15 protein-coding genes are annotated in these 17,088 nt (G+C 60.3%); 3 read left to right on the top strand and 12 right to left on the bottom strand.

Annotated features, from left to right (window positions below):
• Nucleotides 1-38: 38 nt before the first annotated feature.
• Together OQK_RS12325 and OQK_RS12320 are read right to left on the bottom strand one after the other, a co-directional pair.
• A complete protein-coding gene (locus OQK_RS12325) occupies nt 39-1,403 on the bottom strand; it encodes an aspartate aminotransferase family protein (RefSeq protein WP_016772659.1) in 1,365 nt (454 codons plus the stop codon).
• Between the two features lie 56 nt (nt 1,404-1,459).
• On the bottom strand, nt 1,460-2,818 hold the full coding sequence (locus OQK_RS12320; protein WP_016772658.1) for a glutamine synthetase family protein: 1,359 nt from the start codon (nt 2,816-2,818) through the stop codon (nt 1,460-1,462).
• A 728-nt stretch (nt 2,819-3,546) separates the two neighbouring features.
• Between OQK_RS12320 and OQK_RS12315 the strand changes: the two genes are divergently transcribed.
• Together OQK_RS12315 and OQK_RS12310 are read left to right on the top strand one after the other, a co-directional pair.
• Entirely contained in the window at nt 3,547-4,923 is a 1,377-nt protein-coding gene (locus OQK_RS12315; RefSeq protein WP_016772657.1) for a glutamine synthetase family protein, read from the top strand.
• 285 nt (nt 4,924-5,208) lie between these two features.
• Nucleotides 5,209-5,835, top strand: coding sequence for a TetR/AcrR family transcriptional regulator (locus OQK_RS12310; protein ID WP_016772656.1), 627 nt, complete (start codon nt 5,209-5,211; stop codon nt 5,833-5,835).
• 167 nt (nt 5,836-6,002) lie between these two features.
• On the opposite strand, the gene OQK_RS12305 is transcribed toward OQK_RS12310, so the two are convergent.
• The 8 genes from OQK_RS12305 to OQK_RS12270 all read right to left on the bottom strand — a co-directional run bounded on the left by OQK_RS12305 (nt 6,003) and on the right by OQK_RS12270 (nt 13,362).
• Nucleotides 6,003-6,218: a TOBE domain-containing protein gene (locus tag OQK_RS12305; protein WP_003229256.1), complete on the bottom strand. Its 216-nt coding sequence runs from the start codon at nt 6,216-6,218 to the stop codon at nt 6,003-6,005.
• Between the two features lie 106 nt (nt 6,219-6,324).
• Nucleotides 6,325-7,131, bottom strand: coding sequence for an aliphatic sulfonates ABC transporter ATP-binding protein (gene ssuB / locus OQK_RS12300; protein WP_016772655.1), 807 nt, complete (start codon nt 7,129-7,131; stop codon nt 6,325-6,327).
• Nucleotides 7,128-7,910, bottom strand: a complete 783-nt coding sequence (gene ssuC / locus OQK_RS12295; RefSeq protein ID WP_016772654.1) for an aliphatic sulfonate ABC transporter permease SsuC — start codon at nt 7,908-7,910, stop codon at nt 7,128-7,130. The genes ssuB and ssuC overlap by 4 nt, the downstream gene beginning before the upstream one ends.
• A gap of 9 nt (nt 7,911-7,919) precedes the next feature.
• Complete coding sequence (gene ssuD, locus OQK_RS12290; protein ID WP_016772653.1) at nt 7,920-9,068, bottom strand: FMNH2-dependent alkanesulfonate monooxygenase; 1,149 nt, start codon at nt 9,066-9,068, stop codon at nt 7,920-7,922.
• A gap of 25 nt (nt 9,069-9,093) precedes the next feature.
• A complete protein-coding gene (locus tag OQK_RS12285) occupies nt 9,094-10,068 on the bottom strand; it encodes a sulfonate ABC transporter substrate-binding protein (RefSeq protein WP_016772652.1) in 975 nt (324 codons plus the stop codon).
• Nucleotides 10,069-10,157: 89 nt separating this feature from the next.
• On the bottom strand, nt 10,158-10,751 hold the full coding sequence (gene ssuE / locus OQK_RS12280) for an NADPH-dependent FMN reductase (RefSeq protein WP_016772651.1): 594 nt from the start codon (nt 10,749-10,751) through the stop codon (nt 10,158-10,160).
• A 321-nt stretch (nt 10,752-11,072) separates the two neighbouring features.
• Nucleotides 11,073-11,711, bottom strand: a complete 639-nt coding sequence (locus tag OQK_RS12275) for a peroxiredoxin (RefSeq protein ID WP_016772650.1) — start codon at nt 11,709-11,711, stop codon at nt 11,073-11,075.
• A 292-nt stretch (nt 11,712-12,003) separates the two neighbouring features.
• Nucleotides 12,004-13,362, bottom strand: coding sequence for an OprD family porin (locus tag OQK_RS12270; RefSeq protein WP_016772649.1), 1,359 nt, complete (start codon nt 13,360-13,362; stop codon nt 12,004-12,006).
• A gap of 367 nt (nt 13,363-13,729) precedes the next feature.
• Here OQK_RS12270 and tauA point away from each other — a divergent pair, with 367 nt between their 5' ends.
• Nucleotides 13,730-14,716: a taurine ABC transporter substrate-binding protein gene (gene tauA, locus OQK_RS12265; RefSeq protein WP_038860899.1), complete on the top strand. Its 987-nt coding sequence runs from the start codon at nt 13,730-13,732 to the stop codon at nt 14,714-14,716.
• Between the two features lie 136 nt (nt 14,717-14,852).
• Here the strand turns inward: tauA and argA are convergent, their stop codons facing one another.
• Together argA and OQK_RS31240 are read right to left on the bottom strand one after the other, a co-directional pair.
• Nucleotides 14,853-16,154: an amino-acid N-acetyltransferase gene (gene argA / locus OQK_RS12260; protein ID WP_016772647.1), complete on the bottom strand. Its 1,302-nt coding sequence runs from the start codon at nt 16,152-16,154 to the stop codon at nt 14,853-14,855.
• 263 nt (nt 16,155-16,417) lie between these two features.
• Nucleotides 16,418-17,088, bottom strand: a 671-nt coding sequence (locus OQK_RS31240) for a M20/M25/M40 family metallo-hydrolase (RefSeq protein WP_016772646.1), incomplete at its 5' end; no start/stop codon positions are given.

Here is a 17,088-nt window from a genome sequence, read left to right as displayed (position 1 = left end):
GCGAGTGCGCCGCAGCTCCCCCGCCCAAAGCCTAGCACCTAGGCCTGTAGCGCACCGAGGGTCAGGTCCAGACACTTGCGTGCTTTTGTAACCAGCTCATCGATCTCGGCTTTGCTGATCACCAGCGGCGGCGCGATGATCATGGTGTCGCCCACCGCGCGCATGATCAGGCCGTTGTCGAAGCAGAACTGCCGGCAGATCATGCCCACGCCCTTGCCTTCGTAACGCTTGCGCGTGGCCTTGTCCTGCACCAGCTCGATCGCCCCCAGCAGACCGACGCCGCGAACTTCACCCACCAACGGGTGATCGTTCAGCTCGCGCAGACGTTTCTGCAAATACGGTGCCGTTTCGTTGTGGGCGTTCTCGATAATTTTTTCGTCGCGCAGGATGCGGATGTTTTCCAGGCCCACAGCGGCTGCCACCGGGTGGCCGGAGTAAGTGAAGCCATGGTTGAAATCGCCGCCTTCATTGAGCACGGCCACCACCGAATCACGCACGATCAACCCGCCCATCGGGATGTAGCCGGAGGTCAGGCCCTTGGCGATGGTCATCATGTGCGGCTTGAGGTCGTAGAAATCGCTACCGAACCACTCACCGGTACGGCCGAAGCCGCAGATCACTTCGTCGGCAACAAAGAGGATGTCGTACTTGGCGAGGATTTCCTTGATGCGCGGCCAGTAGGTATCAGGCGGAATGATCACGCCGCCGGCACCCTGGATCGGCTCGGCAATAAAGGCACCGACGTTGTCGACGCCGACCTCGAGAATCTTTTCTTCGAGCTGATTGGCCGCCCAGATGCCGAACTCTTCCGGCGACATGTCGCCGCCTTCGGCAAACCAGTACGGCTGGGCGATGTGGACGATGCCCGGAATCGGCAGGTCGCCCTGCTCGTGCATATAGGTCATGCCGCCGAGGCTCGCGCCGGCCACGGTAGAACCGTGATAACCGTTCTTGCGGCTGATGATGACTTTCTTGTTCGGCTGGCCTTTGATCGCCCAGTAGTGACGGACCATGCGCAACATGGTGTCGTTGCCTTCGGAGCCGGAACCGGTGAAGAACACGTGGTTCATGCCTTCTGGCGCCACGTCGGCAATCGCCTTGGCCAGTTCCAGCGCAGGCGGGTGTGCGGTCTGGAAGAACAGGTTGTAGTACGGCAGTTCGCGCATCTGTTTGGCGGCGGCATCGGCCAGTTCATCGCGACCGTAACCGATCGCTACGCACCAGAGGCCGGCCATGCCGTCGAGGATCTTGTTGCCTTCGCTGTCCCACAGATAAACGCCCTTGGCGTTGGTGATGATCCGCGGGCCCTTCTCTTTCAGTTGCTTGAAGTCGCTGAACGGGGCCAGGTGGTGATCGCTGCTAAGCGCTTGCCACTCACGGGTTTGCGGGTTGTTGCTGGTCATGCCAATTCTCCTTGTTATCGGTGAAGGCGCGACGGCTGGCCGCCGCGCCCGGCGCATCAGACGGCGAAGAGCAGGTACTCACGCTCCCAGGAACTGATCACGCGCTTGAAGTTTTCATGCTCGGCCCGCTTGACCGCGACGTAGCCGGTGATGAAGGTCTTGCCGAGGTACTTCTCGATGGTCGCGCTGTTTTCCATGCGTTCCAGCGCGTCCTCAATGGTCAGCGGCAGGCGCAGGTTGCGGCGCTCGTAACCACGGCCGACCACTGGCGCGCTCGGGTTCAGGCCCTCGACCATGCCGATGTAACCGCAGAGCAGGCTCGCGGCGATCGCCAGGTACGGGTTGGCGTCGGCGCCCGGCAGGCGGTTTTCCACGCGGCGGTTCTGCGGGCCGGCATCCGGTACGCGCAGGCCGACGGTACGGTTCTCTTCGCCCCACTCGACGTTCACCGGTGCCGAAGTGTCCGGGAGGAAGCGGCGGAACGAGTTGACGTTCGGCGCGAACAGCGGCAACAGCTCGGGAATCAGTTTCTGCAGACCACCGATGTGGTGCAGGAACAACTGGCTCATGGTCCCGTCTTCGTTGGAGAAGACGTTCTTGCCGGTCTGAATGTCGATGATGCTCTGGTGCAGGTGCATGGCGCTGCCCGGCTCGCCGGTCATCGGCTTGGCCATGAACGTCGCCGCCACGTCGTGCTTGAGCGCGGCTTCGCGCATGGTGCGCTTGAACACCAGAATCTGATCGGCCAGCGACAGGGCATCACCGTGACGGAAGTTGATTTCCATCTGCGCGGTGCCGTCTTCGTGGATCAGTGTGTCGAGGTCCAGCTCCTGCAATTCGCACCAGTCGTAGACGTCTTCGAACAGCGGGTCGAATTCGTTCGCCGCTTCAATGGAGAACGACTGCCGACCGATTTCCGGCCGGCCCGAGCGGCCGATCGGCGGCTGCAACGGATAGTCGGGGTCGTCGCTGCGCTTGGTCAGGTAGAACTCCATTTCCGGCGCCACGATCGGCTGCCAGCCCTTGTCGGCATACAGCTTCAAGACTTTCTTGAGGACGTTGCGTGGCGACAGCTCGATCGGGTTGCCTTGCTTGTCGTAGGTGTCGTGGATCACCTGCGCGGTCGGTTCGATGGCCCACGGCACCAGATACACGGCGTTCTGGTCGGGACGGCAGATCATGTCGATGTCGGCCGGGTCGAGCAGTTCGTAATAGATGTCGTCTTCGACGTAGTCGCCGGTCACGGTCTGCAGCAGCACGCTCTCCGGCAGACGCATGCCTTTCTCGGCGATGAACTTGTTGGTCGGCGAAATCTTGCCCCGGGTAATGCCGGTCAAGTCGCCGATCATGCATTCGACTTCTGTGATCTTGCGGTCTTTCAACCAATCGGTGAGCTGGTCGAGGTTGTTACTCATAAATGCCTCTGGGCTGAGTCTCCTGACGCGATGTCAGGCAATTTTGACGCTTGCGGCGTCGCGTTAAAGGGGGCTTGCTCGCGCAGTGCCGGCTTACGCCTGGCACCGCGCATAGACAATGAAAGAGGAGCTTACCTGCCCTTGACGCTGGCGTTGCATTTCCCGTGCACTTTGCAAACGTGCAGAATCACAAGCATGACGCTGAGTGCGGCACGGGCTTTGGGAGGGAAAGAGTTCTATAGTGAAAGGAGACGCCATAAAGCGGATGCTGTGCCCGACGTCCAGAATATCGGACGCTGCCGTTTTGCCGGATGTTGACGAGCGTGTCGTCGACAGGCTGCGCGCCTTGCTGGCTGCGCTACGGACGGATTGATCGCCACTGATGTGATGAGCATGCAGACCGGACTGTTGCGAGCAGTCGGTGATGCCGATTAACGGCAGGCGAGACATGAAGCACCCCGGTATTATTGCTGTTATGGGTTTGACCGGAGCTTAGCCTTGTTCATTTTTTTACACAACACCCCCGTAAAAAATACAACACGGCCTGCTCAAGCCCGCAGCTGAGCAACGTTCAAGGTTTGAAAAAACGCCCCAAAGTGCCCCATAAATGCCCTTCAAGCGCTTTTTCAGGGCAAAAAAGGCCTCGCTTGACTTCGGCAGGCCGTTCGGGTTGACTGAAACCAGAAAAGATCAATGATTGATATTTTTAACAACAAAGGTGTTGCATCATGTCGGTACCCCCGCGTGCCGTTCAGCTTAACGAAGCGAACGCGTTCCTTAAGGAACATCCTGAGGTTCTGTACGTTGACCTTCTGATTGCGGATATGAATGGTGTGGTGCGCGGCAAGCGCATCGAACGCACCAGCCTCCACAAGGTTTACGAGAAAGGCATCAACCTGCCGGCCTCTCTATTTGCTCTGGATATCAATGGCTCCACGGTGGAAAGCACCGGGCTGGGCCTGGACATCGGCGACGCCGATCGCATCTGCTATCCGATCCCCGATACCCTGTGCAACGAGCCATGGCAGAAGCGCCCGACCGCGCAGCTGTTGATGACCATGCACGAACTCGAAGGCGATCCGTTCTTCGCCGATCCCCGTGAAGTGCTGCGCCAGGTGGTGACCAAGTTCGACGAGCTCGGCCTGACCATCTGCGCCGCCTTCGAACTCGAGTTCTACCTGATCGACCAGGAAAACGTGAACGGCCGTCCGCAGCCGCCACGCTCGCCGATCTCCGGCAAACGCCCGCACTCGACGCAGGTCTACCTGATCGACGACCTCGATGAATACGTCGACTGCCTCCAGGACATTCTGGAAGGTGCCAAAGAGCAAGGCATCCCGGCCGATGCGATCGTCAAGGAAAGTGCCCCGGCGCAGTTCGAAGTGAACCTGCACCACGTCGCCGACCCGATCAAGGCCTGCGACTACGCTGTCCTGCTCAAGCGTCTGATCAAGAACATCGCCTACGACCATGAAATGGACACCACCTTCATGGCCAAGCCGTATCCGGGCCAGGCAGGCAATGGTCTGCACGTACACATTTCGATTCTGGACAAAGCCGGCAAAAACATTTTTGCCAGCGAGGATCCCGAGCAGAACGCCGCGCTGCGTCACGCGATCGGCGGTGTGCTCGAGACCCTGCCGGCGCAGATGGCTTTCCTCTGCCCGAACGTCAACTCCTACCGTCGCTTCGGCGCGCAGTTCTATGTACCGAACTCGCCGTGCTGGGGCCTGGACAACCGCACCGTGGCGATTCGCGTACCAACCGGCTCTGCCGATGCCGTACGTATCGAGCACCGCGTGGCCGGCGCCGACGCCAACCCGTACCTGCTGATGGCTTCGGTACTGGCCGGCGTGCACCACGGTCTGGTCAACAAGATCGAACCGGGCGCGCCTGTCGAAGGCAACAGCTACGAGCAGAACGAACAGAGCCTGCCGAACAATTTGCGTGATGCCCTGCGCGAGCTGGACGACAGCGAGGTGATGGCCAAGTACATCGATCCGAAGTACATCGATATCTTCGTCGCCTGCAAGGAAAGCGAGCTGGAGGAGTTCGAACACTCCATCTCCGACCTTGAGTACAACTGGTATCTGCATACCGTTTAAATGGTTTGCAGCTTCAAAAAAACGCCGTTGGCTGATTCAGCCAGCGGCGTTTTTTTATGGCCGAACACAAAACCTGTGGCGAGGGGATTTATCCCCGTTGGGTTGCGAAGCAGCCCCAAATCCATCCCACTCGGTGCGTCAGGAATACCCGGCTCTCAGGGTTTACGACTGCTGCGCAGCCGAACGGGGCGGTGCGACGTTTCGCTAAATCCCCTCGCCACAGGGTACTGGCAGACAACACCTGAACCGCCTCGTACAATGCCCGCTGCCCCGCAGGAGACTTCCATGACGCGTCCCGCCACCGTCCGCAAACCCCGTGCCCGCAGTCAGGCGCGGATCGATTCGATCCTCGATGCCGCGCGCACGCTGCTGGCGGCCGAGGGCGTGGCCAGTCTGTCGATCTACAGCGTCGCCGAGCGTGCGCAGATTCCGCCCTCCTCCGTGTATCACTTCTTCGCCAGCGTACCGGCGCTGCTCGAAGCACTGACTGCTGATGTCCACGCAGCCTTCCGCGCTTGCCTGCAAGCGCCGATCAATCACGATGCTTTGCGTGACTGGCGTGATCTGTCGCGACTGGTCGAACAGCGCATGCTGGAGATCTACGACGAAGACGCCGCCGCGCGGCAGTTGATCCTGGCGCAACACGGCCTGACCGAAGTGACCCAGGCCGACCGCCAGCACGATCTGGAACTGGGCGACCTGATGCACAAGCTGTTCGACCAGCATTTCGAGTTGCCAAGGCTTCCGGACGATGTCGATGTGTTTGCCCTGGCGATGGAACTGGGCGACCGGGTCTATGCCCGTTCGGTGCAGCAGCACGGGCAGATCACCCCGCGCATGGCCGAGGAAGGGATGCGCGTGTTTGATGCCTACATTGGCCTGTATCTACCGCCGTATCTGCCCAAGCGCTGAGACATGATCGTTCCCACGCGCAGCAAAGGAATGCAGCCCGTGACGCTCCGCGTCACTGGACGCGGAGCGTCCCTAGAGGCATTCCCACGCGGAGCATGGGAACGATCGACAGGCACAAAAAACCCCGCAGGGCTCACACCCTCCGGGGTTGTTTTTTGTTCACCGGCTTACAACTTGGCGATCGATACCTCGGTGGATTTCACAAAGGCGATCACTTCGCTGCCGACCACCAGCTCCAACTCTTTCACAGAGCGGGTAGTGATCACCGAAGTGACGATGCCCGAAGCGGTCTGCACGTCGATTTCCGACAGCACGTCGCCGAGGACGATTTCCTTGATCGAGCCTTTGAACTGGTTGCGCACGTTGATGGCTTTGATAGTCATGGCATTTCTCCTAGGATCGAAATGAGCTGCAAGCGGCAAGCTATAAGCTGCAAGTAAAAGCACCAGGCTTGTTCTTGCGGCTTGTAGCTTGAAGCTTGCAGCTGCTTCATTGCGCCCAACGCAATTGCGTAGGCAGGGGTGAAACGGGTTCCGGCGCCGGCGGTTCGCCGGGCAGGGACAGAACACGGTTGAGCACTTCGGTTTCCAGTGCGGCGAGGCGATGCGAGCCACGGACACGCGGGCGCGGCAGTTCGACGTGCAGGTCGAGGCCGACTTCGCCGTCCTCGATCAGGATCACCCGATCGGCAATCGCCACCGCTTCACTGACGTCATGGGTCACCAGCAGCACGGTAAAACCGTGTTGCTGCCACAGCCGTTCGATCAGTTGCTGCATCTCGATGCGGGTCAGGGCATCCAGTGCGCCGAGCGGTTCGTCGAGCAGCAGCAGGCGCGGCTGGTGAATCAGCGCCCGGGCCAGCGCCACGCGCTGCTTCTGGCCACCGGACAATGCCGCCGGCCACTCATTGGCGCGATCAGCCAGACCCACGGCTTCCAGTGCATCCAGCGCTTGCTGGCGCCAGTTGCCCTTGAGGCCGAGACCGACGTTGTCGATGATCCTTTTCCACGGCAGCAGCCGCGCTTCCTGGAACATCAGCCGCGTATCGTCGCGCGCCTGGCTGAGCGGCGCGGAGCCGGCCAGCAGCTCGCCGCCAGTGGGCTGATCGAGGCCGGCGAGCAAGCGCAAGAACGTGCTCTTGCCACAACCGCTGCGCCCGACCACGGCGACAAACTGCCCCGCCGGAATGTGCAGATCGATGTCGCGCAGCACCTGGCGCGCGCCGAAGGTTTTCTGCAGGTTGCGCACCGCCAGTGGAATCCCGCGCAACAGGCGTGGAGGTTGTTGAGCGGTCATGCCGCACCTCCCTTGGCAACCTGATAGGCCGGATGCCAGCGCAGCCACACACGCTCAAGTCCACGGGCGGCGAGGTCGGCAAGTTTGCCGAGCACCGCGTAAAGCAGGATCGCCAGCACCACCACGTCGGTCTGCAAGAACTCTCGAGCGTTCATCGCCAGATAGCCGATGCCGGAACTGGCCGAGATGGTTTCAGCGACGATCAGCGTCAGCCACATGAAGCCCAAAGCGAAGCGCACGCCAACCAGAATCGACGGCAACGCACCCGGCAGAATCACCTGCCAGAACAGGCTGAAACCGCTCAGACCATAACTGCGCGCCATCTCCACCAGCGCCGGGTCGACGTTGCGGATGCCGTGATAAGTGTTCAGGTAAATCGGAAACAAGGTGCCCAGCGCCACAAGGAAAATCTTCGCTGACTCGTCGATGCCGAACCACAGGATCACCAGCGGAATCAGCGCCAGATGCGGCACGTTTCGGATCATCTGTACCGAGCTGTCCAGCAGGCGCTCGCCCCATTTCGACAGGCCGGTGATGAAGCCCAGCACCAAGCCGATGCCGCCGCCGATGGTAAACCCGAGTGCCGCGCGCCAGCCGCTGATTGCCAGGTGCGTCCAGATCTCGCCGCTGCGTACCAGACTGACACCGGCTTCGATCACCGCCACCGGGGCCGGCAGAATCCGCGTCGACAACCAACCGGCCGACACCGACAACTGCCACACCGCCAGCAGCAACACCGGCAACGCCCAGGGCGCGAGGCTGTGGATAAATTTCTTCATGGCCGCGCCTCAGCTCTGCGATGCGGCTTTGGGCAGAATGTCGTTGGCGACCATCTCGCCAAACGGGCTGACATAACCGGCGCTCTTCGGCAGTTCCGGGCGTTCAACGTCGAGGTGTGGGAACAGCAGCTCGGCCACGCGATACGACTCTTCAAGGTGTGGATAACCGGAGAAGATGAAGGTGTCGATGCCCAGATCCGCGTATTCCTTGACCCGCGCCGCCACAGTCGGGCCATCGCCGACCAGCGCCGTGCCGGCACCGCCGCGCACCAGACCGACGCCGGCCCACAGGTTCGGGCTGACTTCCAGATTGTCGCGGCTACCGCCGTGCAGCGCGGCCATGCGTTGCTGGCCGACCGAGTCGAAACGCGCCAACGAAGCCTGGGCACGCTGGATAGTGTCGTCGTCCAGATGCGAGATCAGCCGATCCGCCGCCTGCCAGGCTTCGGCGTTGGTTTCACGCACGATCACATGCAGACGAATGCCGAAGCGCACGGTACGGCCGAGTTTGGCGGCTTTGGCCCGGACTTGTGCGATCTTCTCGGCCACCGCGGCCGGCGGCTCGCCCCAGGTGAGAACCATCTCGACCTGCTCGGCCGCCAGATCCTGCGCCGCTTCCGAGGAGCCACCGAAATACAGCGGCGGACGCGGTTGCTGGATCGGCGGATAGAGCAGCTTCGCGCCCTTCACGCTGATGTGCTCGCCGTCGTAATCGACGGTTTCGCCTTCCAGCACACGACGCCAGATGCGGGTGAATTCCACCGAGGCTTGATAGCGTTCTTCGTGATTGAGGAACAGACCGTCGCCGGCCAGTTCTTCCGGATCGCCACCGGTGACCAGATTGAACAGCGCACGCCCGCCGGACAAACGATCCAGCGTCGCTGCCTGCCGCGCCGCGACCGTTGGGGAAATGATCCCGGGGCGCAGGGCGACCAGAAACTTCAGGCGCTGGGTGACCGGAATCAGCGAGGCCGCGACCAGCCATGAGTCTTCGCAGGAGCGCCCGGTGGGAATCAGCACCCCGCCAAAACCCAGACGATCCGCCGCTTGCGCGACCTGTTGCAGGTAACCGTGATCAACCGCGCGGGCGCCTTCGGCGGTGCCAAGGTAATGGCCGTCGCCGTGGGTAGGCAGGAACCAGAAGATGTTGAGGCTCATGGAGTGGTCTCCTTGTGGATTCGAATTACTGGGCTTGGGAGCTTTGGGCCACAGCGGCCAGCGGGGTCCAGATCACATCCTTGATGCTCAACGGCTTGGGAATCAGCTTGAGCTGGAAGAACGTGTCGGCGATTTTCTGTTGCGCGGCAACCACTTCCGGGGTCAGGAACAGCGCGCCGTAGCCCTGGCGTTTCACCGAGGTCAGGGTGATGTCCGCCGGCAGGCCAAGCAGTGGCGCGACCTGTTGCGTCACGTCTTCGGGATTGGCTTGCGACCATTCACCCACCGCGCGCACTTCTTCGACGAGGGTCTTGATCACCTCAGGATTTTTCTGCGCGTAAGGTTTGGTCGCGAGGTAGAACTGATGGTTGTCGACGATGCCTTTGCCGTCACGCAGGGTGTGCGCTTGCAGTTGTTTCTCGGCAGCGGCCTGATACGGATCCCAGATGACCCAGGCGTCGACACTGCCACGCTCGAACGCAGCGCGGGCATCGGCCGGCGGCAGGAACACGGTCTGAATATCGCTGTACTTGAGGCCGGCGTCTTCCAGCGCGCGCACCAGCAGGTAGTGCACGTTGGAGCCTTTGTTCAGGGCGACTTTCTTGCCTTTGAGATCGGCCACCGATTTGATCGGCGAGTCTTTCGGCACGAGGATCGCTTCACTGTTCGGCGCTGGCGGTTCATAGGCGACGTAGAGCAGATCGGCGCCAGCGGCCTGGGCGAAAACCGGCGGGGTTTCGCCGGTCACGCCGAAATCGATCGAGCCGACGTTGAGGCCTTCGAGCAGCTGCGGGCCGCCGGGAAACTCAGTCCATTGCACGTCGACGCCTTGCGCGGCGAGGCGTTTTTCCAGCGTGCCTTTGGCTTTGAGCAGCACCAGCGTGCCGTACTTCTGATAACCGATCCGCAATGTCTCGGCTTGAGCTTGGGTGATGGCGCCGAAGGTGACAGCCGCAACAAACAGAGCGACCAGACCACGACGCAAAAATACAGTGCGCATAGCGCTCTCCTTTTTGCTGTTGGGTTGTGGCTGCACCTGCTTGCCCGTTGGCGGGCGAGTAAGGCCAGTACTTCAAATTTCGATGAGGCTTAAATGCTCCAGCGAGCACTCAACAAACGTTCGTTCAGCAGGCCCGGCTCCAGCGGTTTCGGCCGGCGCGCCATGGCACCGATGAACTGGTCCAGGGCCTCGTGCAAGCGCTGCTCCAGGGCCGGCGCCAGTTGCGCGGCGGCACTGCCTTCGCCGTAAGCGATCTGGCTGTCCTCGGCGAAAATGCCCTGAAGCATCTCTTGGGCCTTGAGTGCCGACAGCACAGGCTTGAGCGCGTAATCGACCACCAGCATGTGGGCGATGCTGCCGCCGGTAGCCATCGGCAAGACTACCTTGTGATTCAAGGCACGCTCGGGGAGCAGATCCAGCAGGGTCTTCAGCGCTCCGGAAAACGAGGCCTTGTACACCGGCGTGGCGATCAGCAGGCCATCGGCGTTTGCGATCTGTTGCAGCAGGTCGAGGACCTTCGGGCTGTCGAAGCGCGCGTGGAGCAGATCCTCGGCCGGGAAGTCCCGCACCTGATAACTCACCACTTCCACCCCTTGCTGTTGCAACCAGCGTTGCGAGCGCTCCAGCAGCACCCCGGAACGGGAGCGCAGGCTGGGGCTGCCACCGAGTGAGACGACCAGCATTGCAGATTCCTTTAAGCGTTACGGGCGATTCGCAGGCTGCGATCTCGCTTCAATGGCAGTGACCTTACCAGCTGATTTATATATCCATAAATCATATTTATTCATTTGGTTATGCATTTAAGAGATATACCTCTGCGCAGAATACAGGCGAAAAAAAAGGCCGTCGAAACGGCCGAAATTCCCCTGCGTTGTAGTCACACGAAGATCGTTCCCACGCTCTGCGTGGCAATGAATCCATGGACGCTCCGCGTCCACTGTGACGCGGAGCGTCACGGGCGGCATTCCCACGCAGAGCGTGGGAACGATCAAAATCTCACTGACTTATTTGTTCGGCTGCGGCGTCAGGCGCAGGTACGGCTTCACCGCGCGATAGCCTTTGGGGAAGCGCTGCTTGATCTCGTCCTCATCCTTGAGCGACGGCACGATCACCACCTCTTCACCGTCCTGCCAGTTGGCCGGGGTGGCGACCTTGTAGTTGTCGGTGAGCTGCAGCGAGTCGATCACCCGCAGGATCTCGTGAAAGTTGCGCCCGGTGCTCGCCGGGTAGGTAATGGTCAGGCGGATCTTCTTGTTCGGATCGATGACGAACAGTGAACGCACAGTCAGCGTGTCATTGGCGTTCGGGTGGATCAGGTCGTAGAGATCGGAGACCTTGCGATCGGCATCGGCCAGGATCGGGAAGTTGACGATAGTGTTCTGGGTTTCGTTGATGTCTTCGATCCACTTGTGGTGCGAGTCCACCGGGTCGACCGACAGCGCGATGGCTTTGACGCCGCGTTTGCTGAACTCATCCTTGAGCTTGGCGGTGAAGCCCAGCTCGGTGGTGCACACCGGGGTGAAGTCTGCCGGATGGGAAAACAGCACGCCCCAGCTGTCGCCCAGCCATTCGTGGAAACGAATCTTGCCGGCGCTGGAGTCTTGTTCGAAATCGGGGGCGATGTCGCCGAGTCTGAGGCTCATGGTGCTGCTCCTGATGAGGAATGGGAGACAACAACTTTAGCTCGGGATCAATCAGTGTGAAAAAGAATAAATAACTAGATATCTAGATGATTATGGAATATTAAACATCTGTTCATTGGACACCGGCCGGCATCGCGACGAACATCCAACGCAAGGTTCGAGAAGGCCTTGAGTTGCAGCAAAGAGGGAAATCGAGAAAGGCTTACGGGGGTGAGCCTGACTCGAAACGCAAAAGCCCCGTCCGGCGCGATGCCGGACGGGGCTTTTTTTTGCTTCAGTTGCTCGAGCGCTATTACAACAGCGGGATCGAGTAGCTGAGGATCAGGCGGTTTTCGTCCTGGTCGCGTTGACCAGCGATGTCGGTGCGCCACGAAGCGTTTTTCCACATGAAGCCGACGTTTTTCAACGGGCCTTCCGGAACAACGTACGCTACGGTCAGATCGCGTTCCCACTCGGAAGCGCCATTGGAAGTCTGGACGCGACGAGCGTAGGTATCAACGTTGTCACCGCGCAGGTAAACCATGCCGGCGGTCAGGCCTGGCACGCCAACTTTGGCGAAGTCATAGGAGTAGCGTGCTTGCCAGGTGCGCTCGCCGGCACGGGCGAACTTCTGGATCTGCATGTCGGTGATGGTGTAGTTCGACGAGCCGTCACCCTGGTTCAGCCAAGGGAAGTCGCTGCTGCCATTGCTCACCTGATAGCCACCACCAAAGGTGTGACCGGCAACGGTGTAAAGGAACAAGCCGCTGTACAGGTTGTTGTCGACCTTACCTTTGCCGTTACCCAGCGTACTGTTGCCGTACGCACCGTTGCTGAAGTAGTCCGAATCGTTGCCATTGCGGCCGTCATCGGAGCTATTGAAGTACCGGAAGTCGGACTTCAACACACCTGGGCCAATCGACCAGTTATGCACCAGACCCAGGAAATGCTGCTTGTAGAAGTTTTCCAGGTTGCCGTAGTAGTACTGGGCCGTCAGATCCTTGGTGATCTTGTAGTCACCACCCGCGTAGATGAACTTGTTGCTGTTTGTGGTGCGCGCAGTTGCGCCACCGATCGACAGCTGCTCATTGTTGCTGGAGTTACGACCTTTCACGTGTTCGATCTGGCCACCGACCAGAGTCAGGTCCTTGATCTCGCCGGAAGTGATCTGGCCACCCTGCCAGGTTTGTGGCAGCAGACGACCATCGTTGGTCACGATGACCGGGTTCTTCGGCTGCAAGGTACCCAGCTTCAGTTCGGTCTGGGAAATCTTGGCCTTGGCCGTCAGACCCAGGCTGGAGAAGTTATCAACCGCCTGACCGTTGGATTCGCTTGGGAAAACAGTGCCGCCGTAGGCACTGCCAGGGGTGCCATCACCGTTAACGTTGCCGTTGGTGCCGCCGCCCGAATCCAGACGTACGCCCAGCAGGCCGATGGCATCGATACCGAAGCCGACAGTGCCTTGGGTGTAACCCGAAATGAAACGCAGATCGAAGCCTTGGCCCCATTCTTCGTTGCGACTTGGTTCGGCAGTGCCGTTACGGTTGTCAGTGTTGATGTAGAAGTTGCGCAGACCCAGAGTAGCCTTGCTGTCTTCGATGAAACCGGCGGCGCCTGCCTGCTGCGCCATAACCCCAACGGCCACAGCCAGGGCCAAGGTGGACTTGTTCATGTATCGCTCCTCTCGTTCTAATTCTTGTGTTCCTGGTTCGGGGTCGATTTGCCCTGAATCCTAAGATGCGCGATTAGCGCCAGACCGTGACTGCCAAGTCAATCGTAACCTTGTGTGTCTACGACCATCGTCTAATCGCGAGTGATTGGGTCCCTGCAGCGTAAAGACTTCCTGATAATCCCAAAAAGAATTTATTCATCCTTTTTCATACCATTCGGACATATGGCCCATTAATGGCCCTTTGCGCCGGGAAACAGCGTATCGGCGCCTAAGCTCATTCCTAAATGGTATTTGTTGACCTTTTTTTAGATCGATTAGCTTTGCCGTGCTCCCAACACGTCAACTCCCATCGAAAAGGCGACGCATCATGGCGAAACGCGCACTATCAAGTCAATTTGTTACAGTTTGTGTGTCGGCACTGTTTTCTTTTTCCGCACAGGCCGCCGGTCTGACTGTGGGCTATCAAACCGGCATTGATCCAAGCAAAGTGCCGCAGGCCGACGGCGTCTACGAGAAAACCATTGGCGAGAAGATCGACTGGCGCCGCTTCAACAGCGGCCCGGAAGTAGTGACTGCCATTGCTTCTGGCGACGTGCAGATCGGCAACCTTGGCTCAAGCCCCCTGGCAGCAGCTGCTTCACGCAATCTGCCGATCGTGGCGTTTATCGTTTCGGCGCAGATTAATGCCGCCGAAGCCTTGGTGGTGCGCAACGGCAGCGGCATCGACAAACCGCAGGATCTGGTCGGCAAGACCATCGCCACGCCGTTCGTGTCGACCTCGCACTACAGTCTGCTTGGGGCGCTGAAGCACTGGGGCCTGAATACTTCGCAAGTCAAAGTGGTCAATCTGCAACCGGCCGAGATTGCCGCCGCCTGGAAGCGAGGCGACATCGACGGGGCGTTTGTCTGGTCGCCGGCACTGGGCGAGATCCGCAAGACCGGCAAGACCCTGACCGACGCCGCCCAGGTCGGCCAGTGGGGTGCGCCGACCTTCGAGGTGTGGGTGGCGCGCAAGGACTTTGCCGAGAAGCATCCCGAGGTCGTGGCCAAGTTTGCCAAGGTCACCCTGGAGTCGTTCGCTGATTACGCCGCACACAAAGACAGCTGGACGGCCGACTCGGTGCCTGTGCAGAAAATCGCCAAATTGACCGGTGCCAACGCAGCAGATGTTCCGGAACTGCTGGCCGGTTCGGCGTTCCCGGATGCCAAGGCGCAGCAAAGCACCGCGCTGCTGGACGGCGGCACCGCGAAGGCCATTGCCGAAACGGCGAAATTCTTGAAGGAACAAGGCAAGGTCGAAACAGTGCTGGCGGATTATTCGCCGTACGTCAGCGCTAAATTCATCTCGGACTGAATGCAGAACCCTGTGGTGAGGGGATTTATCCCCGCTGGGTCGCGTAGCGACCACCTATGTTTTCACTTGGAAACGCAAGGGGACTGCTGCGCAGTCCAGCGGGGATAAATCCCCTCGCCACAGACCTCGCTGTTGTTCAGAGGGTCTTTTCGAAGATCTTCGAATTGCGCTGATAGTTGTACAGCGACGCCCGTGCCGCTGGCAGGCGTTCGACGCTGCTCGGCTCGAACCCGCGCTCGCGGAACCAGTGCGCGGTGCGCGTGGTGAGTACGAACAGGGTTTTCAAACCCTGCGCCCGCGCGCGGGTTTCGATGCGTTCGAGCAATTCGTCGCCGCGTCCGCCGTGGCGATACTCGGGATTCACCGCCAGACACGCCAGTTCGCCGGCATCGGAGTCGGCAATCTGATACAGCGCCGCACAGGCGATGATCATGCCTTCGCGCTCGACCACGCTGAACTGCTCGATCTCGCGCTCCAGCACTTCCCGCGAGCGTCGCACCAGAATGCCCTGCTCTTCCAGCGGACTGATCAGGTCGAGCAAACCGCCGACGTCTTCAATCGCCGCTTCGCGCACCAGTTCGAACTGCTCCTGCGCTACCAGCGTACCGCCACCGTCACGGGTGAACAGCTCGGTCAGCAGTGCGCCGTCTTCGGCGTAACTGACGATATGACTGCGCGCCACGCCGCCACGGCAGGCTTCGGCGGCGGCATCGAGCAACTCCGCTTGATAGTTGCTCATGCCGAGGCGTTGCAAATGTGCCGGCACTTGTTGCGGGCGCAGTTCGCGCACCAGTTTGCCGTTTTCGTCGATCAGGCCGAGCTCGGCGCCGAACAACAGCAGCTTGTCCGCGCCCAGATCAATCGCGGCGCGGGTGGCGACGTCTTCGCAGGCAAGGTTGAAGATCTCGCCGGTCGGCGAATAGCCCAGCGGCGACAGCAGCACGATCGAGCGCTCGTCGAGAAGGCGGTTGATGCCCTTGCGATCAACCCGACGCACTTCACCGGTGTGGTGATAGTCGACACCTTCCAGCACACCGATCGGCCGCGCGGTGACGAGGTTGCCGCTGGCCACGCGCAGGCGCGAGCCCTGCATCGGCGACGAAGCCATGTCCATCGACAGCCGCGCTTCGATGGCGATGCGCAACTGGCCGACCGCATCGATCACACACTCCAGCGTCGCGGCATCGGTGATGCGCATGCCGTGATGGTAATGCGGGGTCAGGCCACGGGCGGCGAGGCGGGTTTCGATCTGCGGGCGCGACCCGTGCACCAGCACCAGACGCACGCCCAGACTGTGCAACAGGACCAGGTCGTGGACGATGTTGCCAAAGTTTGGATGCTCGACGCCGTCGCCGGGCAGCATGACAACGAAGGTGCAATCGCGGTGGGCATTGATGTAAGGAGACGCGTGGCGAAGCCAATTGACGTATTCGGGCATGAACCTGGGCCTGTAATAAAGAGCAGCCGAAAAAAAGGGGCGAAACGAAAAACGCACAGCGGGCTGATGGTTATCGTCGGAACAGGCTTGGCGACACGCGCGCTCTCCTCATGAATACGGGTTGGGGTGCAGGCAATTTACCGGGTTGATGCAAGACATTTAACCCTGAGGCAGCGAGCCTGCTCGCGAAAACGGTGGATCAGGTTCATCAATGGCGACTGACAAAACGCTTTCGCGAGCAGGCTCGCTCCCACACAGGGCCATCATCGTTCGTCTGTCGTCAGGCAGTAATGTTCAATCAACTGCCGAATCAGATGCACGGTAGGCTGCAAACGTGACATTTCAAGGTACTCGCCGGGTTGATGCGCGTAGGCAATGTCGCCGGGGCCGAGGACGATGGTTTCGCAGCCGAGGCGCTGAAGATAAGGCGCTTCGGTGCCGAACGCTACTGCTTCGGCGCGATGGCCGGTGAGCTTTTCGGCGATGCGCACCAGTTCGGCATCCCCGGACTGTTCGAACGGCGGTACTTCCGGGAACAGCGGTCGGTAATCGATCTTCACCTTATGCCGCTCGGCCACCGGGTTGAGCTTGCGCAGGATTTCCGCGCGCAGCAGGTTCGGGTCCATGCCCGGCAGCGGCCGCAGGTCAAACTCCAGCGAGCACTGGCCGCAGATGCGATTGGGGTTGTCGCCACCATGGATGCAGCCGAAGTTCATCGTCGGTTGCGGCACGCTGAATTGCGGATTGCTGAATTCGCGCTGCCACAACAGTCGCAGACCGCGCAGTTCGCCGATGGCATCGTGCATCGCTTCAAGGGCGCTGTGGCCCAGACGCGGATCAGACGAGTGGCCACTCTGGCCGAGGATGTCGATGCGCTCCATCATGATGCCTTTGTGCATGCGAATCGGCTTGAGCCCGGTCGGCTCGCCGATCA

Origin of the sequence: Pseudomonas sp. R62 (genome assembly GCF_000257605.1) — a bacterium.
Classification (GTDB): Bacteria; Pseudomonadota; Gammaproteobacteria; order Pseudomonadales; family Pseudomonadaceae; genus Aquipseudomonas; species Aquipseudomonas atacamensis.
The sequence above is the reverse complement of the archived record's forward strand: the minus strand, read 5'-3'. Positions and strand labels throughout refer to the sequence as shown.

What these genes read in the sequence shown, in the direction of transcription:
- OQK_RS12325 (WP_016772659.1), bottom strand. Translation starts at nt 1,403, where the DNA reads ATGACCAGCAACAACCCGCAAACCCGTGAGTGGCAAGCGCTTAGCAGC.
- OQK_RS12320 (WP_016772658.1), bottom strand. Translation starts at nt 2,818, where the DNA reads ATGAGTAACAACCTCGACCAGCTCACCGATTGGTTGAAAGACCGCAAG.
- OQK_RS12315 (WP_016772657.1), top strand. Translation starts at nt 3,547, where the DNA reads ATGTCGGTACCCCCGCGTGCCGTTCAGCTTAACGAAGCGAACGCGTTC.
- OQK_RS12310 (WP_016772656.1), top strand. Translation starts at nt 5,209, where the DNA reads ATGACGCGTCCCGCCACCGTCCGCAAACCCCGTGCCCGCAGTCAGGCG.
- OQK_RS12305 (WP_003229256.1), bottom strand. Translation starts at nt 6,218, where the DNA reads ATGACTATCAAAGCCATCAACGTGCGCAACCAGTTCAAAGGCTCGATC.
- ssuB (WP_016772655.1), bottom strand. Translation starts at nt 7,131, where the DNA reads ATGACCGCTCAACAACCTCCACGCCTGTTGCGCGGGATTCCACTGGCG.
- ssuC (WP_016772654.1), bottom strand. Translation starts at nt 7,910, where the DNA reads ATGAAGAAATTTATCCACAGCCTCGCGCCCTGGGCGTTGCCGGTGTTG.
- ssuD (WP_016772653.1), bottom strand. Translation starts at nt 9,068, where the DNA reads ATGAGCCTCAACATCTTCTGGTTCCTGCCTACCCACGGCGACGGCCAT.
- OQK_RS12285 (WP_016772652.1), bottom strand. Translation starts at nt 10,068, where the DNA reads ATGCGCACTGTATTTTTGCGTCGTGGTCTGGTCGCTCTGTTTGTTGCG.
- ssuE (WP_016772651.1), bottom strand. Translation starts at nt 10,751, where the DNA reads ATGCTGGTCGTCTCACTCGGTGGCAGCCCCAGCCTGCGCTCCCGTTCC.
- OQK_RS12275 (WP_016772650.1), bottom strand. Translation starts at nt 11,711, where the DNA reads ATGAGCCTCAGACTCGGCGACATCGCCCCCGATTTCGAACAAGACTCC.
- OQK_RS12270 (WP_016772649.1), bottom strand. Translation starts at nt 13,362, where the DNA reads ATGAACAAGTCCACCTTGGCCCTGGCTGTGGCCGTTGGGGTTATGGCG.
- tauA (WP_038860899.1), top strand. Translation starts at nt 13,730, where the DNA reads ATGGCGAAACGCGCACTATCAAGTCAATTTGTTACAGTTTGTGTGTCG.
- argA (WP_016772647.1), bottom strand. Translation starts at nt 16,154, where the DNA reads ATGCCCGAATACGTCAATTGGCTTCGCCACGCGTCTCCTTACATCAAT.